The sequence below is a fragment of the Pseudoalteromonas sp. A41-2 genome (assembly GCF_015767615.1).
Lineage (GTDB): Bacteria > Pseudomonadota > Gammaproteobacteria > Enterobacterales > Alteromonadaceae > Pseudoalteromonas > Pseudoalteromonas lipolytica.
The window spans coordinates 453,744-474,244 of the sequence record NZ_CP065231.1; the positions used below are offsets into that span (position 1 = coordinate 453,744).

The window sequence follows — 20,501 nt, forward strand, 5'->3', positions numbered from 1 at the left end:
GCTTAAAGTACTCCTGCTTTTAAAAGGTCTTGCATGTTAAGCGCGCCAATGGGGGTGTTGCTTTTGTCGATTACAATCAAACCATTAATACGTTTACGTTCCATAATATTAAGCGCTTCTGCGGCCAGCATATCAGCGTGTGCAGTTGTGCATGAGCGAGTCATTACTTGGCTAATTGCGGTGCTGTGAATATCAACTCGTTGCTCTAAAATACGACGTAAATCACCATCAGTAAAAAGTCCCGATAGTGTGTTGTCATCACCAACAATTGCAGTCATACCGAGGCCTTTAGCCGACATTTCAATTAATGCATCTTTGATACTTTGTGATTCATTAACAATGGGAGTGGCCTCACCTGCGTGCATAACATCACTAAGACAAAGTAATAAACGTTTTCCTAAGCTTCCGCCCGGGTGAGAAAGTGCAAAATCGTCTGCTGTAAAGCCTCTTGCCTCAAGCAGTGCTACAGCCATTGCATCGCCCATGACTAGCGTTGCCGTTGTGCTGGCTGTTGGCGCAAGGCCCAGTGGGCACGCTTCTTTGCTTACTTTAATACACACATGTACGTCAGAAAGCGTGGCCATTGTTGAGTCTGGGTTACCTGTTAGCGAAATCATTTTTGCGCCAATGCGCTTAATGACAGGAATAATACTGACAACTTCGCTCGTTTCCCCTGAATTTGAAATGCACATAACCACGTCATCACGGGTAATCATACCAAGGTCACCGTGGCTTGCTTCACCTGGGTGAACAAAAAATGCAGGTGTTCCTGTGCTGGCGAGTGTGGCAGCAATTTTATTACCTACGTGGCCTGACTTGCCCATGCCAATAACGATAATTCGCCCAGTACATTGGAACATTAATTGACAGGCATTATTGAAATGCTGGTCAATGTATTGATCAATTTCTTTTAATGCTTGCGCTTCAATTTCGAGTACGCGCTTGCCTTGCGCGATAAAGCTATGTTGCGTCATTGATTATCCTATTTGGCTGAAAATATAGCCTTGATATGCAATAAATGCGACTAACAAAAAGCCACCTTCAATTCTATTGATACGACGTGCACCTTTTAAGTTCAATGACATGGCAATTAACACAATGGTGGCCGCTATCATAATAAGTGCATCGCGGTTAGCGGCTGATGGGTCGATAACCGATGGATTAATAATACCTGCCAGTGGCAGTACAGCCAGCAAATTAAAAATATTTGAGCCAACAATGTTGCCCAGTGCTAAATCGTCTTCATTTTTTAAGACACCTGCAATACAGGCAGCAAGCTCAGGTAAACTAGTACCAATAGCAATAATTGTTAAACCAATAACCAGATCAGAAAGACCAAAATATTTGGCAATATCAACCGCCGAACCCACTAGAAAGTGTGAGCTAATTGGTAGCAAAATCATGCCGACCACAAGCCATAATACTGCCGAACGCGTGCTGACATTATCGGGTACATCTTCACAGGCTTCACTAACAAAAGGGTCATCTTGATTTTTTGCTCGCAATGAAATGATCACTAATCCGGCAATAAATACGGCAAAAGCAAGTATTAAAGCAATCCCTTCGGCGAATGAAAAATAGTTGTCTGAAAATACATACCACGCGCCAATCGATACGATTAACACAAGTGGCATTTCGCGTTTTAGCGTCATTGAAGAAACAGACAGAGGACGTAATAGGGCCGTGACCCCCAGTACAAGCAGAATGTTGGTAATATTAGAGCCAATAGCGTTTCCGACAGCGGTAACTGTTTTGTTTGCAAGTGCTGCAGATGCCGACACCATCATTTCAGGTGCTGATGACCCCATAGCCACAACCGTTAAACCGATAATTAGGGTGGGGATCCCCATATTTTTTGCCAGCGCGGCTGCCCCATAAACAAAACGATCGGCACTCCAAACGAGTGCTGCAAAACCAATAATTAAAATGACAAAAGAAGTCACCATTGTGATACGCCAATATTACTTAAACAGATGACTGCAAATAGTAACAAAACCGAACCTGAAAGTATAAGTAAAAGAATGAGCTGGCAATGATTAAGGGCGGTGTTGTTACAATCTTAATTTAAGCGGGGGTTAAGCCATACGTTATTAGTCTTAGATTCATTTGATAGTAAATATTACAAAATTTTACGATTTGTTTTTTCCATCTTGACTAAAAAACCCTTAAAATGGCAGAACTAGTGAAAAAAGTTATGGAGAGCGACTTGTCGCAATCAATAGTAGAAATCAAGGATGTAACCTTTTCACGGGGCGATAGAATCATATATAAAAATATGAGTTTTAACATTCCGAAAGGCAAAATAACCGCTATCATGGGACCCAGCGGCATTGGTAAAACCACCATGTTGCGTTTAATTGGCGGTCAACTTAAGCCTGATTCTGGTGACATTTTATTTGAGGGCAACAGTATTCCAAGCATGTCGCGCAAGGAGCTGTACGCTGCCCGAACCAAAATGAGTATGCTGTTTCAAAGCGGCGCTTTATTTACCGATATGTCTGTATTTGACAATATCGCTTTTCCTTTGCGTGAACATACTCAACTTAGTGAAGATCTTATTCGCCTTGTCGTGCTCATGAAATTACAAGCGGTTGGTTTGCGTGGTGCGCAAGACTTAATGCCTTCAGAGTTATCTGGAGGAATGGCACGCCGTGCGGCGTTAGCGCGCTCTATTGCGCTTGACCCCGAACTTATCATGTATGATGAGCCATTCGCTGGCCAAGACCCAATTTCAATGGGGGTGTTGGTTAAATTAATAAAGTCATTAAACCAAGTGTTAGGTTTATCTTCATTAATTGTGACGCACGATGTGACAGAAGTACTCAGTATTGCTGATCATGTCATTATTATTGCTGATCAAGGCGTGATTGGTGAAGGCTCGCCTGAGCAAATGCTAAATCATCAATCAGAGCTTGTTCAGCAGTTCTTAAAAGGGTTGTCGGATGGTCCTGTCCCATTTCATTATCCTGCTCCTGCGTATGAAGAAGAGTTGTTAGGGGTACACCATGCTTGATCTATTACAGAGGTTAGGTCACAAAACGCTAGGGCGTTTTGCTGCGCTTGGTCGCTCTACGCAAATGCTGTTTGGTGCTTTGGTGAGTGTGCCAAACGTTAAAAAAGGCACGCCATTACTGATCCGCCAATTGTATATGGTCGGGTCACAGTCATTACTCATTATCATGGTATCTGGCTTATTTATCGGTATGGTGCTCGCGCTGCAGGGCTACACCGTATTAGTTGGCTATGGCGCCGAAGACAGTTTAGGTCCCTTAGTGGCGCTGAGTTTGCTTCGTGAGTTAGGGCCTGTTGTCACCGCTTTGTTATTTGCAGGTCGAGCAGGCAGTGCGCTGACCGCTGAAATTGGTTTAATGAAAGCCACAGAGCAATTATCAAGCTTAGAAATGATGGCGATAGACCCACTGAAACGCATTATTGCACCGCGTTTTTGGGCGGGTTTTATAAGCATGCCATTGTTGGCTCTTATTTTTTCTGCCGTCGCTATTATTGGGGCGCATTTAGTGGGGGTTGATTGGCTAGGTGTTGACTCAGGTAGTTTCTGGTCGATTATGCAATCGCAAGTGTCATTTCAAGAAGACATTGTAAATGGCATGATTAAAAGTTTTGTTTTTGCCATGATTGTGACGTGGATTGCGCTTTACAAAGGCTATGACTGTATTCCTACTTCTGAGGGGATCAGCAAAGCGACAACAGAAACCGTTGTGCACTCGTCACTGGCAGTTTTAGGTTTTGACTTTATTTTAACAGCGGTAATGTTTACCAGCTAATTAGGGTATAAAGATGAATTCACGGAAATTAGAAATTTTAGTTGGCTTTTTTGTAGCCCTTGGTATTGCTGCGTTTGCTTTATTAGCATTTAAAGTGGCTAACGCTGGCATTAGTGGTAACGGTGAAACTTACCAACTGAATGCAAAGTTTGAAAATATTGGCTCTTTAAAAGCCCGTGCCCCAATTAAAGTCGGGGGCGTGGTGATTGGACGTGTTGAGTCTATTTCAATTCATCCAAAAGAGTTTGTGCCAGTGGTTAATATGGCCATTGACGCCAATTATTTATGTAAGTTTTCAGACACAACGTCTATCTCTATCTTAACATCAGGGATTTTAGGTGAGCAGTATTTGGGGATTAATCCTGTTATTGCACCGCAATCTGCTGAACAACGTTGTATGGGTGAAGATGTGACTGTGGATGAGCAAGATGCAGGATTGGATGATTTGTTCGGTGTTGAAAGTAGAGCGCTCGCCGATGGTGACTTTATTACCGATACAAAATCAGCGTTAGTATTAGAAGAGTTGATTGGTCAGTTCTTATTCAACCAGGGTGGTGAATAATTATGTTTAAGAAATTTTTAATCTGTTTGGCTGTGGTATTTGCGTTTAATACACAGGCCGCTGAACCCGAGGTTGATTTAAAAGACCCTTATAAAATGGTGCGTAAAGTGTCTGATAACACTTTTGCAAGAATCACCAACGATCAACCACTAATAGAGAAAGACAAAGAGTATCTTCGTACCATTGTTGAAGAAGAGTTAATGCCCTACATTGATTACAAATACGCGGCATTGCGTGTATTGGGTAATCATGTCTCAAAAGTGCGTGCGATTGAAGATAAAGAAGAAAAAGCCAAAGCGATTAAAGAGCTTCAGCGCTTTATCGATGTATTTCAAAAATATTTGATCGCCACATACGCCGGTGTGTTTACTCAGTACACCAATCAAAGTGTCGAGTTTGCACCTGCGCAGCCGTTTAAAGGCCAAGATGTTGTCGTTGTAAAAACGAAGATTGTTGAACCAGGTAAACCTGATATTAAAATCGATTTTAAAGTACGCGAAGACAGAGATGGAAATTGGCGTGCATACGATATGATTGCTGAGGGCATCAGTTTACTAGATGCTAAGCAAAGCGAAATGCAAGGTATCCTTCGCCAGCAAGGTATTGAGTATGTGAGTGACTTACTTGAGCAAAAGAGCCAGCTTCCTGTTCAGTTTAGAGGCGAAGGTGGTGATGAGTAAAATATCGATTACTCAGCTTGAAGATAACCAGTTTCGAGTCAGTGGTGAACTGACTCGAAATTCAATCGGCCATGAACGCCTTCTTAACGCTAAGCCAGAATCTAAGCATAAAACATGGTATTTTGACCTTTCTGATGTATCGAGGGTTGACACAGCGGGCTTAGCTTGGTTAATTCACTCTTTCGCAGAATTAAAGCAGCAAGGTATTCGCCTTGAACTGCAAAATACACCTGAGCAATTGCAAAAGTTAATGCAGTTGGGACAGGTCACAAACTTATTTGAGTGAGATTTATGGAAACAAGCCAAGTCGAAACGTTATTACGCGACGAACTAAAATTAGATGAAGTCATTGTTAAAGCAAATGGTAGCCACTATGAAGTGATTGCAGTGGGTGAGTGTTTTGACGGTTTAACTCGCGTTAAAAAACAGCAATTGGTGTATGCCCCGTTAATGTCAACTATCTCAGACGGTACAATTCATGCGGTGTCAATTAAAGCATTCACACCCACTGAATGGAAACGCGAACAAAAATTCATTTTACCTCAATAGTCGTAGGCTCCACTTATGGATCAATTCGTTATTCAAGGTGGTACCTCACTGGCAGGTGAAGTTACTATCTCTGGCGCTAAAAATGCCGCTCTTCCAATTCTTTTTGCTGCGCTTTTAGGGCAGGGTAAAAGTACTTTTAGCAATGTGCCTCGTTTACGCGATATTGGTACCACAGAGGCTTTATTAAAGACCTTAGGTGCTAATGTTGAATGGCAACAAGATACGCTGGTTATCGACGGTGCAACCGTTAATAAAACACTCGCTCCGTATGAGTTAGTAAAGCAAATGCGTGCGTCAGTGCTTGCACTTGGCCCGCTTGTGGCACGTTTTGGTGAAGCACAAGTATCGCTGCCTGGCGGTTGTGCGATAGGTGCACGTCCTGTTGATATCCATATCCAAGGCCTTGAGCGTATGGGGGCGGTTATCAAAGTAGAAAACGGCTACATTAACGCCAAAGTAGACGGTCGTTTGAAAGGCGCTGAAATTTTCATGGAAATGGTAAGTGTAGGGGCCACAGAAAATTTATTGATGGCAGCGACACTGGCTGATGGCAAAACGGTGCTTGAGAATGCAGCACGCGAGCCTGAAATCACGGATCTTGCTAACTGTTTAATTGCCATGGGGGCAAAGATAACCGGAGCCGGTACGAGCCGAATTGAAGTTGAAGGTGTCGAATCACTGTCAGGCTGCGAGTACAGTATTTTACCTGACCGTATCGAAACGGGCACTTTTTTGGTTGCTGCTGCGATGGCCGGTGGTGAAGTGCTTTGTAAAAACACCGATCACCATAGCCTTGACCCTGTTATTGAGAAACTGCGTGCGACAAATGCATTCGTAGAAGTAACCGATAACAGTATTTACTTAGATATGCGTGGCCGTGAATTAAAAGCGGTGAATATTAAGACCATGCCACATCCTGGCTTCCCAACAGACATGCAAGCACAATTTACCGCGCTTAATGTTGTGGCGAAGGGCAGTGCAACAATTACCGAAACGATATTTGAAAATCGTTTTATGCATGTCCCTGAGTTACAGCGTATGGGAGCCAATATCCGCTTAGAGGGCAACACGGCGATTTGTGGTGATACCGAAAGGTTATCGGGTGCACAAGTGATGGCAACGGATTTACGTGCGTCAGCCAGTCTTATACTGACGGGGATTGTGGCACAAGGTGAAACAATCGTTGATAGAATCTATCACGTTGACCGTGGTTATCAACGCATAGAAGATAAGCTCAGTGCATTGGGTGCTAATATTAAGCGTCGTTCGAGTTAAGAACAGCACTGCTTGTTTAAAAAAGGCCTATATTATATAGGCCTTTTTTATTGCTATAACTTGGTTTCGAGTTCTGCGACGGTGACCATTATTTTTAGAATCTTGCCATCACGGTACAGCTCAAATTCAATTTCTTTACCCGGCTCTGTATTGCCTATTTTCTCAAGCACTTGCTGTGGGTTTGCAACCGATAATCCGGCAATTTTAATGACAATATCTTGCTCTTTTATACCCGCTTGCCATGCAGGACCAAGGGGATCTAGGTTATTAATACGCATACCCGTTACTGGAGTGTAGCTGTCGCTTACATCTTTTCCGGTGCTGTCCACAGCGGTTCCAGTAAAGCCTAGGTAACCACGAACGACACGGCCATGTTTAATTAGCTTTTCCATAATATCTTTTGCAAGAGAGTAGGGAACAGCAAAGAAGATACCTTGAATATCTAAGTTTTCACGGGTTTTAAATTGCGCTGATGTGATACCCACAAGGTCGCCTCGTGAGTTAACTAATGCTCCCCCTGAGTTACCCACATTTATGGCCGCATCCATTTGTAATAGGTTATTGTAGGGGCTGTCGGTGATCTTTTGTTTGCCGGTAGCGCTAATAATCCCTTGGGTAATTGTTTGACCTAAATTGAGTGGGTTACCAATTGCGAGCACAACATCGCCTACTCGGGGCTTGAAGTTATCGTTGACGGGGATCACAGGTAAATGATCAGAATTTATTTTTAGGAGGGCTAAATCAGTTATGGTATCAAAACCAATTAGTTGAACGTCGTAAAAGCGACGGCCATCGGTTAAGATCACAATAATTTGGTCCGCATTATTGATCACATGGTAATTGGTTAATATGTAGCCATCTTGCGACATGATCACGCCAGATCCTAACTCTTGAATCGTATTTTGACGTTTGTATCGCGGTTGGTTTGAAATGCTCTCAGAAAAGATGGTCACCACCGAAGGAGCGGCTCTTTGCACAGCGCTAGAAAAGCTCATATGCTCAGACGACATCGCGGCTGGTAAGTTTACATTAGGAAAAAGTGCGCTGCGTAAACTGGGGCTAAATAACACCACCAAAAAAGCAATCCCTAATCCGGTAAAAAGTGGTGGAAGAATAAATTTAAATAGTTTTAGCACAATATTCTTATTATCAGTGAGCAATCCCCTAATGATGGCACAAAAAAAATAACAGCGGCAAGCACCGCTGTTATTTTTTCATGATTTATCAATTAAGTTTACTGGATCAGAACAAAAACAAGCTCTCTGCCGCGTTTCACACCGAGTACGATGTTACCTTGCGTGTTTTCGATAATTTTATTCATGTCACGAATATTCTCAACACGTTGGCGGTTCACTTGCATGATCACGTCACCTTCTTCTAAGCCCACACGTGCGGCAGGTGAACGTGCTTCTACTGAGGCAACTTCAACACCTTTCCCATCGCTCTTTTGCGTGTTTTCAAGCGTTGCGCCTTGGAATGCAGGGTGTGTTTCTTCACCTGCTGAAACAGAAGTCGCGGCGCCATCAAGTGTGACATTTACTATTTTCACTTTGCCATCACGATAGATACCGAGCTTCACTTTTTTGCCTTCACCTAGGGTCGCAATTTTACTGCGCAGTTCGTGGAAGCCACTGATCTCAGTACCATCAACACTAATAATAACATCTCCGGCTTTTATGCCCGCTTTACTCGCTGCGGTGTCATCCATTACCTGCATGACATAGGCACCTTGCTTAACATCAAGCTTTTGCGCTTTTGCAAGCCCTGCATCCAACGGACGGCCTGAAATACCGAGTGAGCCGCGGCGTACCTCACCGTGTTCAATAATTTGATCAACAAGGTTTTTCATCATTGTTGATGGAATGGCAAAGCCAATTCCCACGTTACCGCCAGAGGCACCTAAAATTGCGGTGTTAATACCGATTAACTCGCCGTTTAGATTAACAAGCGCGCCTCCCGAGTTACCTTGGTTAATCGCAGCATCGGTTTGGATGAAATCTTCATAGCCCTCTATATTTAGACCACTGCGGCCAAGGGCACTTACGATCCCAGAGGTTACAGTGTGGCTTAAACCAAACGGGTTACCAATCGCGACAGCAAAATCACCGACGCGAAGCTTATCTGAATCTGCAATTTTTAAAGCGGTTAAATCCTCAGCATCGATTTGTAACAAGGCAATATCAGACTCTTTGTCACTGCCAATTTTTGTTGCTTCATACTCACGGCCATCTTCAAGCGTGACCACCATTTTTTCGGCATCTTCAACAACGTGATTATTGGTCACTACATAACCTTCATCGGCATCGATAATCACACCAGAACCAAGACCACTAAATTGACGCTTTTGACTGCCCCCACGCGGCACACCAAAAAAGTCATCGAAAGGGGTTGCTCTACGGCGGACTTCTTTAGACCCTGATACTTGAATACTCACGACGCCTGGGGTGATCTGTTCAAGCATTGGTGCGAGCGTTGGCAGTTGTTGACCATTGACAGCCACCGGAAGTTTGGCCATTGAAATTGCAGGGGTTAACAATAAGCTAGTAGATAAAATAGCAGCACTAATAACAGATAATTTCATTTTCATAGTCTGGGTTTACTCCACTTCAGAGATAAAGCAAAAACTAAAAAGGGCTGCATAAGCAGCCCTTTTCTTCGTTTAGATATAAAGCTGTTATATCTAAAGACTATGGGGTCAAAAAAAAGTTCATCAAGAGGCTTTAGAATGTTCTGAAACTTTATTTGAACCTGCAAATAGACCTGTTTCACCTACTACATAGTCGGCAGGCTGCGCTTCTGCGTTTGAGCGATCGCTTTGGCGGTCTTGTAATGAATGTTGCAATTGCTCCGTGGTTTCTTTTGAAAAGAACGGCTCATTAGGGTGCTGCTTTTTATCTGTTAGGAGTAACTTATTTGTTTCTTCAACATGATTGAGCAATTGATCGTAGTTGTCTTTCATTTTTGAAACCAGTTTGCCAGTGCTCGCAAGGTGATCGGCAACGTCTTGACGATATTGTTCAAGTGCATTGTTGGCTTGTTCTACTTGATGCTCTAGCTCGTCTTGTTTAAATTGCTTTTTGGTTACAAATGCACCAATAAAGAATGCTGCGATTGCAACGATGATTAAAATACCTACCCAGGTAATTGTGCCCATAAATCCACCCCTTTGGGAAAAATAACTAAAACTTATGCCTTAAAAGCATTTATAGTCCAATCTTTATTAAAATATGCTTAATTTGATTGTGAAATCATACTGCGGGCTAATATACCCTGAGATACGATGCGTGTTAATATACTGTGCAAATTTAACTGTGTTTTATTGTAACGACCTATGACTCCTTGGCAGAAATACCAACAAGATTTACAACGTGAAGACTTCGTACATGATGCAGCGCAAGAAAATGCGGTTCGTCATTTGCAAAGACTCTATGATGACTTAACTGCTGACAAGCCAGCCGCCAAGGGATGGTTTGCCAAGCTCTTTTCTAAAGATAGCACGCCAGCTATAAAAGGGCTTTATTTTTGGGGCGGTGTTGGTAGAGGTAAGACCTATTTGGTTGATACATTTTACGAAGCACTGCCTACTGAGCGTAAAATGCGTGTGCACTTTCACCGGTTTATGCACCGTGTACATGATGAGCTTAAAAAGTTAAAAAACACCAGTAATCCACTGAACGTCGTTGCTGATATCTTTAAGTCGGAGACAGATATTATTTGTTTCGATGAGTTTTTTGTACAAGATATCACGGATGCAATGTTGCTAGGCGGCCTGATGGAAGCCTTGTTCGAGCGCGGTATTGTGCTTGTGGCAACGTCGAATATTGTTCCGGATGAGCTATATAGAAATGGCTTGCAGCGTGCGCGATTCTTACCAGCAATTGAATTAGTAAAAGCAAATACTGAAATAGTAAATGTTGATTCAGGGGTTGATTACCGTTTACGGACCTTAGAGCAGGCCGAAATTTTTCATAGTCCGCTCGATGCGCAAGCAGACGCAAACTTATTTGAATACTTTGATAAGCTTTCACCTGAGCCCGGCATTTTAGATACCGCTATTGAAATAGAAGGGCGCATGATAAAAACCCGTAAAGTGTCTGATTGTATCGTGATGTTTGATTTTAGCGAGTTGTGTGAAACAGCCCGTAGTCAGGTCGACTATATGGAGATCAGCCGTTTATACAACACCGTCATACTCTCGAATGTAAAAGCATTAGGACAAGCAAATGACGATGCCGCACGTCGTTTTATTGCATTGGTTGATGAGTTTTACGAGCGCAATGTGACGCTTATTATTTCTGCAGAAAAACCGATCACTGAACTTTACAGTGAAGGTAACTTAAACTTTGAATTTAAGCGCTGTATTAGCCGATTACAAGAAATGCAGTCGCTCGAATATTTAGCGCGAGAGCATTTAGCATAGTCATTGTTGAGTTGTTTTTTGTGAGTTTTCAGAAATTAGCCACTTGAGATGACGCTTTCTTTATAAATAAGTTGATAAAAAAGCCATCGCTCACATTAAGTGCGTAAATATTATTTCTGATTTCTGATTTCTGATTTCTTAGAATAAAAAACAACCATCATCTAGCAATGTGGTTTAAGTGCTGGTATACTCCCGCGTCTGCCACGTTGCGTTCTATTGCCAGATATTAGTTTAGCCTCTAATTGATGGCGCAAAGTCTTAAACTCGAAGGGGTTAAAGCATTCAACTTAGAGCGGTAATTAAAAATAATTACCTGTGGTTTTAAATTAAAAAACATTGGATTTTAATAAATGAAAACGTTTGTTGCTAAGCCAGAAACAGTAAAACGTGACTGGTACGTAGTTGACGCTGAAGGTAAAACTTTAGGTCGCATCGCTACTGAAATCGCTCGTCGCCTACGCGGTAAGCATAAAGCTGAGTACACTCCTCACGTAGATACTGGTGATTACATCATCGTTATCAACGCAGAGAAAGTTACTGTTACTGGTAATAAAGCAAAAGACAAAATGTACCACTCACATACTGGTTTCCCAGGTGGTCTTAAGTCTACTACTTTCGACAAGCTTCAAGCTGCAAAGCCTGAAATGATCATCGAAAAAGCTGTTAAAGGCATGTTGCCACGTGGTCCTTTAGGCCGCGCTATGTACCGTAAACTTAAAGTTTACGCGGGTACTGAGCACAACCATGCTGCACAACAGCCTCAGGTTCTAGACATTTAAGGAGCACTATCATGGCAAATCAATACTACGGTACAGGTCGTCGTAAAAGTTCAAGTGCTCGCGTATTCTTACGCCCAGGCACTGGTAACATCGTAATTAACAAGCGCTCTCTAGAAGAGTACTTCGGTCGTGAAACTGCTCGCATGGTTGTTCGTCAAGCATTAGAGCACGTTGAAATGACTGAAAAGTTTGACTTACACATCACTGTTTCAGGTGGTGGTACTACTGGTCAAGCTGGTGCTATCCGTCACGGTATCACTCGTGCACTTATGGAGTTTGACGAGTCATTACGTCCTACACTTCGTAAAGCAGGCTTCGTTACTCGTGATGCGCGTAAAGTTGAACGTAAGAAAGTGGGTCTTAAGAAAGCTCGTAAGCGTCCACAATTCTCAAAACGTTAATATTTACGTTTATCAGAATTTCAAAAACCCAGCTTCGGCTGGGTTTTTTGTTTTCAGCTATTTCTTCTAGGAATTAGACGTTAGAAATTAGAAGTTAGAAATTAGAAGTTAGAAGTTAGAAGTTAGAAATTAGACGTTAGAAATTAGACGTTAGATCACACACATAAAAAGCGTGTTTGAGGTTAAAGTAATTTATTTTGTTCTAACCACTAACCACTAACCACTAACCACTAACCACTAACCACTAACCACTAACCACTAACCACTAAATTTACGATTACTGATGTGAATAGGGATCAAACAGAGAAAGTTGTAACCTGCGTATGGTCCATTTTTTTCGTTCGATATTTAACCGGTCTTGGCAATTCCTTCGTATTACATTAAAAAAACTTCACGATTTCGCAAAATAAGCTCAAATCCATCAGTTAATTGATGAATTTTTTTGCTACAATTGGGGGGCAAGTAATGTGAGTGAGTTCAACAACAGCTAATGCAGATTTCTGTTTCCTCTTAGTGAGGTTGATCTTGGTCAGTATATTGTTTTTTATATGCGTTATCATAACCAACGGCTTCATACTCGAGCTTACCCAAATTAATAATTCATTAAATGGGGTTTATTCGAGCATGGGACTGTGAATAACCTTGTTTTAATCAAGGGTTTTAATTATGATCGCGTCTATTTTAAAATTTCTAAAAATTAACCTGCTGTAACTGATGTTCTCAATATGGCAAGTGTTGGGAATCATAGTGGAGATAAGTGGATGAGCAATGCGCCTGTAGACAATGGCCGACGTCGCTTTTTAACCATAGCTACCTCTGTTGTTGGTGGTGTTGGTGCGGCTGGGGCTGCTGTTCCTTTTATTGCGTCTTGGAATCCAAGTGAGCGAGCTAAATCTGCGGGTGCGCCTGTAGAAGTAGATATCAGCAAGCTTGAGCCAGGACAATTAATTCGTGTTGAGTGGCGAGGAAAACCTGTTTGGGTTATCAATCGTACACCAAAAATGCTTGAGCAGATGAAAGCTCACGAGGGGCAACTTCGTGATCCAGCGTCTGAAGAGCCTCAACAACCTGAATCATCAACGAACGAATACCGTTCGCAACGTCCAGAAATTTTCGTTGCTGTTGGTATTTGTACGCACTTAGGTTGTTCACCAAGCTTCTTACAAGGTGGCTTTGGTGAGAAAGTTGAAGGCACAGATGATGGTTTCTTCTGTCCGTGTCACGGTTCTAAATTTGATATGGCGGGTCGTGTATTCCAATCTGTACCTGCACCATTGAATCTAGAGATTCCTCCGTATACCTTCCTTGATGACACGACTATTTTAGTCGGTGAAGAAAAAGGAGCGGCGTAATGTTTGGTAAAATTATTGGTTGGATCGACGATCGTATTCCAATGACTCGTGTTTGGAACATGCACATTGCACAGTATCCAGCACCTAAAAACTTTAACTTCTGGTACTTCTTTGGCTCATTAGCTATGTTAGTGCTTGTTAACCAGATCGTAACAGGCATTTGGTTAACAATGAACTTTGTACCATCAGCTGAAGGTGCATTCGCATCAGTAGAATACATCATGCGTGATGTTGAATACGGTTGGTTACTTCGTTACCTACACTCGACAGGTGCATCAGCGTTCTTTATCGTTGTTTATCTGCACATGTTCCGTGGCATGATCTACGGTTCTTACCAAAAACCACGTGAGTTACTGTGGTTGTTCGGTATGTTCATCTTCTTAGCGCTAATGGCTGAAGCTTTCATGGGTTACTTACTACCTTGGGGACAAATGTCGTTCTGGGGTGCGCAGGTAATCATTTCACTGTTCGGTGCGATTCCGGTTATTGGTGATGATTTAACGCTTTGGATCCGTGGTGACTACGTAATTTCGGGTGCGACGCTTAACCGCTTCTTTGCACTACACGTAATCGCGCTTCCTTTAGTTATCGTTATCTTAGTGTTCTTACACATTGTTGCGTTACACGAAGTGGGTTCAAACAACCCAGACGGTGTTGAAATTAAGCGTAAGAAAGGCTCTGTGGCTGAAGAAGATAAGCCTAAATTTAAATTCCACGAGTATTACACCAACAAGAAAGACATTGTTGATGCAATTCCGTTCCACCCTTACTACACAGTTAAAGATATTGTGGGTGTGGTTGGTTTCTTAATCTTATTCTGTTGGGTTGTATTCTTTATGCCTGCGATGAATGGTTTCTTCTTAGAAGCGCCAAACTTCGAAGCAGCGAACCCACTGAAAACACCTGAGCACATTTTCCCTGTTTGGTACTTTACGCCATTCTATGCGATTCTGCGCGCTATCCCAGATAAACTAATTGGTGTTATCGCGATGGGTGCATCTATCGTAGTGCTTGCGTTACTACCTTGGATTGACCGTGGTTCGGTTCGTTCTATTCGTTATCGTTGTGGCTTACACAAGTTAAACATTGCTCAATTCGTGGTAACGTTTGTTATCTTAGGTTGGGTTGGTGCAACACCACAAACTGATTTCAAAACGCTGTTATCGCAAATCACGACTGTGACATACTTTATGTTCTTCGTATTGTTATTTGTTTACAGCAAGAACGAGAAAACTAAGCCATTACCAACGAGGTTGACGAAATGATGAAAAAGCTAATTATCGGTTTATTCGCATTGTTGCCAACGTTGACGATGGCAGCAGGTCCTTCGGTTCCTTTAATGGACGCGAACATTGACCTAAAAGACAATGCGTCTTTGCAACGTGGTGCTAAATTGTTCATGAACTACTGTCTTGGTTGTCACCAAATGCAGTATCAACGTTATGAGCGTACGTTCCGCGATATCGGTATTCCTACTGAAATTGGTCAAGAGCAACTTATTTTTGACGGTTCAAAAGTAGGTAGCCACATCAAGAATGCAATTGCGAAAGATGACGCAGCTAAATGGTTTGGCGCAGCGCCACCGGACTTAACGCTTGTAGCGCGAGTTCGTGGTACTGACTGGATCTATACGTATCTGAAGTCATTTTATAAAGATGAATCTCGCCCGTTTGGTGTAAACAACATTGTTTTCCCATCGGTAGGTATGCCGCACGTTCTTCAAGAACTACAAGGTTTACCGACACCTATCACTGAAGAAGTCGAGGAACATGGTCACACAGTGACTAAGGTTGTTGGCACTGAAACAGATGGTACAGGTGAAATGAGTGACGACGAGTACGATCGTGCTGCTCGTGACTTAACTAACTTCTTAGCTTACGTAGGCGAACCGTCACGTTTAGAGTCAGAAGCGTTAGGTCTTAAGGTAATTGGTTTCTTAGTGATTCTATTTATCTTGGCATTCATGCTGAAGAAAGAATACTGGAGAGATGTTCACTAATTCTGGACGTTTTGAAAGGTAATTTTGTGATAGGGGCTTAAGCCCCTATTGCTGTTTTTGTAATATAATGGAGGTAGGCATGGCCGTAGCTGCCAATAAGCGCCCTGTAATGACCCTGTTTTCTGGTGCTAACTGTATGTATAGCCATCAAGTACGCATTGTACTTGCTGAAAAAGGTGTAAGTGTTGACATTCACCTGGCTGAAAAGGATAACCTGCCAGAAGCACTTCATGAAATTAACCCTTACGGTACAGTACCCACACTGATCGATCGTGAGCTTGGTTTATATCAGGCAAACATCATCATGGAATACCTTGATGAACGTTTTCCTCATCCTCCACTAATGCCTGTTTATCCGGTTATGCGTGGCCGTAGTCGCTTAATGATGCACCGTATTGATACTGATTGGTACAGCTTAGCGAATAAAATCACAAGCGGTAGCAGTGAAGCAGCACAAGCACGTAAAGAGCTAACTGAAGCATTACTTGCAATTGCACCAATCTTCTCTGAAGCGCCTTATTTCATGAGCGAAGAATTCAGCTTAGTTGATTGTTATTTAGCACCGCTATTATGGCGTTTACCTGAACTGGGCATTGAGCTTTCAGGTTCGGGAGCTAAAGAACTTAAAGAATACATGCTGCGTTTATTTGAGCGTGAATCTTTCCAAGCTTCATTGACTGAAGCAGAGCGTGAGATCCGTTTATAATGACGCCAAATCGTCCTTATTTACTACGCGCTTTCTTTGATTGGATTGTTGATAATCAGTGCACACCGCACCTTGTTGTGAACGCTGATTTTCCTGCTGTACAAGTACCAACGCAATTTGTTCAAGACGGTCAAATTGTCTTAAACATTAGCCCATCGGCAGTTACAAACTTTGCTATGGATAACCAACAGCTAAGCTTTAATGCCCGCTTTGGTGGTCAACCGATGCAAGTGTATGTGCCTATGGGGGCTGTGCTCGCAATTTATGCACGTGAGAATGGTGAAGGGACTGTATTTACTGCAGAAGAATTCATCGAGGACGAAGAAGAGTTTGCTCCGGTATTAGAAAGTGTTGAAACGCCTGACGATATTTCGCCAGATGATGAGCCACCTGCTAAGCCTGAGAAAAAGAAGGGTGCTCACTTACGAGTGATCAAGTAGCCTTTTCAAATGCTCAAAAAAAACCCGCTTAAATGCGGGTTTTTTATTAATGAATATTGAGTGATTAACTATAAATACTCAAACACCTTAATGACACGCTCTACACCTGAGATGTTACGGGCAACATCAACCGCTAAATTAGCCTCCGTATCGCTCACTAAGCCCATTAAAAATACCTCGCCATTCTCTGTGACAACTTTAATGTTATTGGCACTGATGTTCTCTGCGGTAATAAGCTGCGTTTTAACTTTTGAGGTTAACCACGAATCGTGAGTTTGCGTACTCATGCCTATATTTGAGCTGATGCGAATTTGATTATGAATTTTACGAATACCGTCAACACCTTCGATTGCTCGTTGCGCTTCGTCTTTCATTTCTTGGTTGGCGACTTGGCCTATCATCAACACAATGCCATTAACGCTCACAACATTCACATTCGCGTATTTATGTATGCGCTCGTTTTCACTCAGTGCGATAGAGCTTTTTATTTCGATATTATTATCGTCAATTTGCGAGCCAATAGTACGACGGTCATTGGCCGCAGTGACAGCACCTGCGGTACCAGCAACAACTGCAGCTGCACAGCCTTGCAGCAATAAAATGGTACCAAGTACAATAAGAGACTGTTTAAACATTAATTTTCTTCCTGTGGGAATAAGGTTAAATCGATAAGCTCGCTCAGGCAGTGCAAGTTCACTAAATGAGATTCAACAATGCGGCTAGGGCGTTTTGATGGCACGCGGATTTCAACATCGTTAGGGCCAAGCAAGCCAACTAATTCACCCCCATCGTCACCTACTAACACAATCACTTTCATATCGCGAGTTAACGCCGCTTCTACGGCAGAAATTATTTGCTTTTCATTACCATTGACGGCGATAGCTAGCAGTAAGTCACCTTGTTGTGCGAAAGCACGGATTTGCCTTGCAAAGGTTTCGTGATCATCAATATTGTTGTTGGGACCTAAGTTAACTTGCTCCTGTGCCAAGGCTACTGCAGGTAGACACGGACGCTCAGTTTCGTAAAAGTTAATTAATAAACCAGCCATATGTTGTGCAAGCATATGGCAACTCGCGGTACCACAGCATAACAATTTATTACCATTGATAAGGCTTTGTGCAATGGTAAATGCCGCTGATTCAAGGGCGCTTGGGAGCACCTCGCCAGCCGCAATTTGAACTTGAATATTCTCGGTGAAAATCTTTTTTATTGTATCTTGCATAACCTACCAATTAAGCCGACGCCAAGCGGCGTTAGTACACATTTTTAAACCAGTTTATTTCGCTATTTAGTTCACCTGTTATGGCAACATAATCAATTCGCATAGCCTGATTTGATAATTTTTTTTCAGCAAGGTAATGGGCGATCGTTCGTCTAAGCCGTTGCTGTTTTTGCTTACTGAGCGCGTAATTTGCACCACCGCGAAGTTTGTTTTTTCTAAATTTCACTTCAACAAACACCAAGGTTTGCCCTTCGCGCATAATGAGATCAAGCTCACCATATTGGCATAAATAATTACGCCCAATGGCTGTTAGGCCATATTGCTTTAAATACTGCTCAGCCTGTTGTTCATAGTACAGGCCTTTTTCGCGGCTATTGTGCCACAATTGTTTAAACCACGACATGCTTTCATCCTTGTGCTGTCGTTACTTAATCAGCCGAATTAATCCCTGTTGCCGATTGCATAAATAACGGAATCGGTTGCTCTGTTGCTAATTCAACGGCAATGATTTGTTTGTTTTTGTACTGCGCCCAATCTAACGTACGGGTAACATACCCATTCGTTTCAATACTTAATTCGCCACTGATGCCAGCAAAACGTTTTCCTTGAATCATACTTAGTTGCTTAACATCACCTAATAGGCTGGTTGCATCATATGCCATGGCAAATAAGCGCTGACTTATATCTGTATTTTCAGGCCATAAGCGTTCGTATTGCTGACGCAAGTTATGCTGCTTTATCTGACCGTCAAGCATCCAAGGTAGTTCAGTAAAATACAGCCCTTCTAGATCACCTTTATCGGTACTGTCTATTTGTTTGCTATGGCTTTTAGAGCTTGCGTATAGCGGAATACGATCTGCGAAAGTACTTACATTAACATCTAAGTACGGTTTGATGAGGCGAGTTTCAGTTGCATCACCTAAAATATAAATAACATCAATATCGCTACGCGAGCGAGTTTCACTTTCGACTTCTTGCTTAAAGAGCGACTTAACCACTTGGATCCGCTCTTTACTTTGGTCCACTTCTAACAAGCCCGTGATAGTTTTTGGCATGTCATCTTTACCTGCGTAAAAACCAACTTGTGGTTTCACTTCACTGTAACGTTGCCATTGTTGGTTAAAGTACTCAACGAGGCGCTGGCCGTTACTGTTGTTTGGAGCAAGTAGCATTGGCTTTTGGTAACCAGCGGTTAAAAAGCGCTCTAATGCTTGTTGTATTTCGTGTTCAGGGCTTAATGCAAAGAAAAAATGCTGCTGTGAGATACGCTCACCCTCAAAACTATTAAGATGCATAACAGGGTAATCAATCAGCGTTTGTGCTGTGCTTAGCTTTTCAATATTACTTTTAAGCAATGGGCCAATCACAAAGTCAGCTTTAAATTCACTGAGTTTTAAGCTGATTTCAGCGGCAGAAAGTGATTCATCAATAAACAGTGTTTGTTCAAGTGGATGAGTATCAAGTGCGGCAAGTACACCCGCTTTTAATGCGTCGCCTAAGCGTTCGTTAGCGCCTGATAGTGGAATAAGCACCGCTAAACGATTGACATTAAGAGGCTCAACTTGCACAAGCTCAGTGACTTTCTTAGGTAAAATCTCTGCTGCAGGGTGACCTGGATAGCGTCGCATCCAGTTATTCATCGCTTGATGCAATTCAACCGGCGCCCCTAAATACACTTGGTGATAAAGCGCCAGATTAACCCAACCTTGTTGTACCACCGAGCCGCGATTAAAGCGCTCAAGCGCATAAGAAGATAGTTGAGTAAGGCTTGCCCATAAGTCTTTATTTAAATCAGCAACCGTGAAATTATTTTCGTTGCTAATGGTTGATGCTGCAAAGTAATAAGGCATTGCTTGTTTAGGCATGCCTTGTGATGCATAAACGCGAGCCGTTAAATATTGATGCCATGCTTTATGCTCTGGCAAGGTGAGTTGTGATTCGAGCAACTGTAGTTGCTCTAATGCGCGATCACTTTTACCTTGTTTCTCTTGTGCTAAAGCAATGTAAAGCTTGTTTTGAATTTGATCTACGCTTGGTGTGCTCTCGAGCTCAAAACAGATTGTTTCAAGCAATGACCAGCGCTGCTCAGTAATTGCTGCATCGCGAGCGGTATAAAGTAATTGAATTTTATCGGCACCTTGGCGATTTAACGCTGCTTGGTACATTGATTGCGCATCGGTTAGTTGTGATAGGGCTGTGTTTGCTTGCCCCGACTGATTTTCTGCCGTATTTGATGGTTTTTCGGTTGTGCTACAAGCCGATAACCCCGACAATACAATTAATAGACTAACAAGTTTAAGTCGCACAATGATTTCCCAATACGTTAACGCG

The 20,501-nt window shown here is 42.4% G+C and carries 24 protein-coding genes; 15 read left to right on the top strand and 9 right to left on the bottom strand.

Features of this window, described 5'->3' with window-relative positions:
• Positions 1–2: 2 nt before the first annotated feature.
• Positions 3–974: a KpsF/GutQ family sugar-phosphate isomerase gene (locus IT970_RS02200; protein WP_036971306.1), complete on the bottom strand. Its 972-nt coding sequence runs from the start codon at positions 972–974 to the stop codon at positions 3–5.
• A 3-nt stretch (positions 975–977) separates the two neighbouring features.
• Positions 978–1,946: a calcium/sodium antiporter gene (locus IT970_RS02205; RefSeq protein ID WP_196857569.1), complete on the bottom strand. Its 969-nt coding sequence runs from the start codon at positions 1,944–1,946 to the stop codon at positions 978–980.
• 248 nt (positions 1,947–2,194) lie between these two features.
• On the opposite strand from IT970_RS02205, the gene IT970_RS02210 reads away from it, so the two are divergent.
• The 7 genes from IT970_RS02210 to murA are packed head-to-tail and all read left to right on the top strand — an operon-like array spanning position 2,195 to position 6,851.
• The gene (locus tag IT970_RS02210) at positions 2,195–3,013 is read left to right on the top strand and encodes an ATP-binding cassette domain-containing protein (protein WP_074989679.1); all 819 of its coding nucleotides are present in this window, start codon (positions 2,195–2,197) and stop codon (positions 3,011–3,013) included.
• Complete coding sequence (mlaE, locus tag IT970_RS02215) at positions 3,006–3,785, top strand: lipid asymmetry maintenance ABC transporter permease subunit MlaE (protein WP_036971298.1); 780 nt, start codon at positions 3,006–3,008, stop codon at positions 3,783–3,785. Before IT970_RS02210 ends, mlaE begins: the two co-directional genes overlap by 8 nt.
• A 13-nt stretch (positions 3,786–3,798) precedes the next feature.
• Positions 3,799–4,347: an outer membrane lipid asymmetry maintenance protein MlaD gene (mlaD, locus tag IT970_RS02220; protein ID WP_036971296.1), complete on the top strand. Its 549-nt coding sequence runs from the start codon at positions 3,799–3,801 to the stop codon at positions 4,345–4,347.
• Positions 4,348–4,349: 2 nt separating this feature from the next.
• On the top strand, positions 4,350–5,027 hold the full coding sequence (locus IT970_RS02225) for an MlaC/ttg2D family ABC transporter substrate-binding protein (protein WP_074989675.1): 678 nt from the start codon (positions 4,350–4,352) through the stop codon (positions 5,025–5,027).
• Positions 5,020–5,313, top strand: a complete 294-nt coding sequence (locus IT970_RS02230; RefSeq protein ID WP_036971292.1) for an STAS domain-containing protein — start codon at positions 5,020–5,022, stop codon at positions 5,311–5,313. The genes IT970_RS02225 and IT970_RS02230 overlap by 8 nt, the downstream gene beginning before the upstream one ends.
• Positions 5,314–5,318: 5 nt before the next feature.
• Positions 5,319–5,576, top strand: a complete 258-nt coding sequence (locus IT970_RS02235) for a BolA family protein (protein WP_065978178.1) — start codon at positions 5,319–5,321, stop codon at positions 5,574–5,576.
• 15 nt (positions 5,577–5,591) lie between these two features.
• Positions 5,592–6,851, top strand: coding sequence for a UDP-N-acetylglucosamine 1-carboxyvinyltransferase (gene murA, locus IT970_RS02240; RefSeq protein WP_036971287.1), 1,260 nt, complete (start codon positions 5,592–5,594; stop codon positions 6,849–6,851).
• 53 nt (positions 6,852–6,904) lie between these two features.
• Here murA and IT970_RS02245 read toward each other — a convergent pair whose 3' ends face one another.
• The 3 genes from IT970_RS02245 to IT970_RS02255 all read right to left on the bottom strand — a co-directional run bounded on the left by IT970_RS02245 (position 6,905) and on the right by IT970_RS02255 (position 10,005).
• Positions 6,905–7,987: a trypsin-like peptidase domain-containing protein gene (locus IT970_RS02245; RefSeq protein ID WP_036971284.1), complete on the bottom strand. Its 1,083-nt coding sequence runs from the start codon at positions 7,985–7,987 to the stop codon at positions 6,905–6,907.
• Between the two features lie 98 nt (positions 7,988–8,085).
• On the bottom strand, positions 8,086–9,438 hold the full coding sequence (locus IT970_RS02250; protein ID WP_074989677.1) for a Do family serine endopeptidase: 1,353 nt from the start codon (positions 9,436–9,438) through the stop codon (positions 8,086–8,088).
• A 123-nt stretch (positions 9,439–9,561) separates the two neighbouring features.
• Positions 9,562–10,005 carry a YhcB family protein gene (locus IT970_RS02255; protein ID WP_036971279.1) on the bottom strand — a complete coding sequence of 148 codons (444 nt, stop codon included), beginning with the start codon at positions 10,003–10,005 and terminating at the stop codon, positions 9,562–9,564.
• Between the two features lie 177 nt (positions 10,006–10,182).
• Between IT970_RS02255 and zapE the strand changes: the two genes are divergently transcribed.
• The 8 genes from zapE to IT970_RS02295 all read left to right on the top strand — a co-directional run bounded on the left by zapE (position 10,183) and on the right by IT970_RS02295 (position 16,948).
• On the top strand, positions 10,183–11,271 hold the full coding sequence (zapE, locus tag IT970_RS02260; RefSeq protein WP_036971276.1) for a cell division protein ZapE: 1,089 nt from the start codon (positions 10,183–10,185) through the stop codon (positions 11,269–11,271).
• 350 nt (positions 11,272–11,621) lie between these two features.
• A complete protein-coding gene (gene rplM / locus IT970_RS02265; RefSeq protein ID WP_036971273.1) occupies positions 11,622–12,050 on the top strand; it encodes a 50S ribosomal protein L13 in 429 nt (142 codons plus the stop codon).
• 8 nt (positions 12,051–12,058) lie between these two features.
• Positions 12,059–12,451, top strand: a complete 393-nt coding sequence (rpsI, locus tag IT970_RS02270) for a 30S ribosomal protein S9 (RefSeq protein ID WP_095209788.1) — start codon at positions 12,059–12,061, stop codon at positions 12,449–12,451.
• A 761-nt stretch (positions 12,452–13,212) separates the two neighbouring features.
• On the top strand, positions 13,213–13,803 hold the full coding sequence (petA, locus tag IT970_RS02275; RefSeq protein WP_036971266.1) for a ubiquinol-cytochrome c reductase iron-sulfur subunit: 591 nt from the start codon (positions 13,213–13,215) through the stop codon (positions 13,801–13,803).
• A complete protein-coding gene (locus tag IT970_RS02280; protein ID WP_036971263.1) occupies positions 13,803–15,068 on the top strand; it encodes a cytochrome b in 1,266 nt (421 codons plus the stop codon). Before petA ends, IT970_RS02280 begins: the two co-directional genes overlap by 1 nt.
• Entirely contained in the window at positions 15,065–15,802 is a 738-nt protein-coding gene (locus IT970_RS02285) for a cytochrome c1 (protein WP_036971260.1), read from the top strand. The genes IT970_RS02280 and IT970_RS02285 overlap by 4 nt, the downstream gene beginning before the upstream one ends.
• Positions 15,803–15,881: 79 nt before the next feature.
• Positions 15,882–16,508, top strand: a complete 627-nt coding sequence (sspA, locus tag IT970_RS02290) for a stringent starvation protein SspA (RefSeq protein ID WP_036971257.1) — start codon at positions 15,882–15,884, stop codon at positions 16,506–16,508.
• Positions 16,508–16,948, top strand: a complete 441-nt coding sequence (locus IT970_RS02295; protein ID WP_036971255.1) for a ClpXP protease specificity-enhancing factor — start codon at positions 16,508–16,510, stop codon at positions 16,946–16,948. Before sspA ends, IT970_RS02295 begins: the two co-directional genes overlap by 1 nt.
• Positions 16,949–17,016: 68 nt before the next feature.
• Here the strand turns inward: IT970_RS02295 and dolP are convergent, their stop codons facing one another.
• From dolP to IT970_RS02315, 4 genes are read right to left on the bottom strand one after another with little or no spacing between them, the layout of a single operon-like run.
• The gene (dolP, locus tag IT970_RS02300) at positions 17,017–17,583 is read right to left on the bottom strand and encodes a division/outer membrane stress-associated lipid-binding lipoprotein (RefSeq protein WP_036971254.1); all 567 of its coding nucleotides are present in this window, start codon (positions 17,581–17,583) and stop codon (positions 17,017–17,019) included.
• Entirely contained in the window at positions 17,583–18,170 is a 588-nt protein-coding gene (locus tag IT970_RS02305; RefSeq protein ID WP_036971252.1) for an SIS domain-containing protein, read from the bottom strand. The genes dolP and IT970_RS02305 overlap by 1 nt, the downstream gene beginning before the upstream one ends.
• 31 nt (positions 18,171–18,201) lie before the next feature.
• Positions 18,202–18,573 (bottom strand): YraN family protein, encoded by a 372-nt coding sequence (locus IT970_RS02310; RefSeq protein WP_036971250.1) that lies wholly within the window; start codon positions 18,571–18,573, stop codon positions 18,202–18,204.
• A 25-nt stretch (positions 18,574–18,598) separates the two neighbouring features.
• The gene (locus IT970_RS02315) at positions 18,599–20,476 is read right to left on the bottom strand and encodes a penicillin-binding protein activator (protein WP_065978175.1); all 1,878 of its coding nucleotides are present in this window, start codon (positions 20,474–20,476) and stop codon (positions 18,599–18,601) included.
• Between the last annotated feature and the right edge of the window lie 25 nt (positions 20,477–20,501).

Coding starts and splice junctions, on each gene's coding strand:
- IT970_RS02200 (WP_036971306.1), bottom strand. CDS start 974: ATGACGCAACATAGCTTTATCGCGCAAGGCAAGCGCGTACTCGAAATT.
- IT970_RS02205 (WP_196857569.1), bottom strand. CDS start 1,946: ATGGTGACTTCTTTTGTCATTTTAATTATTGGTTTTGCAGCACTCGTT.
- IT970_RS02210 (WP_074989679.1), top strand. CDS start 2,195: ATGGAGAGCGACTTGTCGCAATCAATAGTAGAAATCAAGGATGTAACC.
- mlaE (WP_036971298.1), top strand. CDS start 3,006: ATGCTTGATCTATTACAGAGGTTAGGTCACAAAACGCTAGGGCGTTTT.
- mlaD (WP_036971296.1), top strand. CDS start 3,799: ATGAATTCACGGAAATTAGAAATTTTAGTTGGCTTTTTTGTAGCCCTT.
- IT970_RS02225 (WP_074989675.1), top strand. CDS start 4,350: ATGTTTAAGAAATTTTTAATCTGTTTGGCTGTGGTATTTGCGTTTAAT.
- IT970_RS02230 (WP_036971292.1), top strand. CDS start 5,020: ATGAGTAAAATATCGATTACTCAGCTTGAAGATAACCAGTTTCGAGTC.
- IT970_RS02235 (WP_065978178.1), top strand. CDS start 5,319: ATGGAAACAAGCCAAGTCGAAACGTTATTACGCGACGAACTAAAATTA.
- murA (WP_036971287.1), top strand. CDS start 5,592: ATGGATCAATTCGTTATTCAAGGTGGTACCTCACTGGCAGGTGAAGTT.
- IT970_RS02250 (WP_074989677.1), bottom strand. CDS start 9,438: ATGAAAATGAAATTATCTGTTATTAGTGCTGCTATTTTATCTACTAGC.
- IT970_RS02255 (WP_036971279.1), bottom strand. CDS start 10,005: ATGGGCACAATTACCTGGGTAGGTATTTTAATCATCGTTGCAATCGCA.
- zapE (WP_036971276.1), top strand. CDS start 10,183: ATGACTCCTTGGCAGAAATACCAACAAGATTTACAACGTGAAGACTTC.
- rplM (WP_036971273.1), top strand. CDS start 11,622: ATGAAAACGTTTGTTGCTAAGCCAGAAACAGTAAAACGTGACTGGTAC.
- petA (WP_036971266.1), top strand. CDS start 13,213: ATGAGCAATGCGCCTGTAGACAATGGCCGACGTCGCTTTTTAACCATA.
- IT970_RS02280 (WP_036971263.1), top strand. CDS start 13,803: ATGTTTGGTAAAATTATTGGTTGGATCGACGATCGTATTCCAATGACT.
- IT970_RS02285 (WP_036971260.1), top strand. CDS start 15,065: ATGATGAAAAAGCTAATTATCGGTTTATTCGCATTGTTGCCAACGTTG.
- sspA (WP_036971257.1), top strand. CDS start 15,882: ATGGCCGTAGCTGCCAATAAGCGCCCTGTAATGACCCTGTTTTCTGGT.
- IT970_RS02295 (WP_036971255.1), top strand. CDS start 16,508: ATGACGCCAAATCGTCCTTATTTACTACGCGCTTTCTTTGATTGGATT.
- dolP (WP_036971254.1), bottom strand. CDS start 17,583: ATGTTTAAACAGTCTCTTATTGTACTTGGTACCATTTTATTGCTGCAA.
- IT970_RS02305 (WP_036971252.1), bottom strand. CDS start 18,170: ATGCAAGATACAATAAAAAAGATTTTCACCGAGAATATTCAAGTTCAA.
- IT970_RS02310 (WP_036971250.1), bottom strand. CDS start 18,573: ATGTCGTGGTTTAAACAATTGTGGCACAATAGCCGCGAAAAAGGCCTG.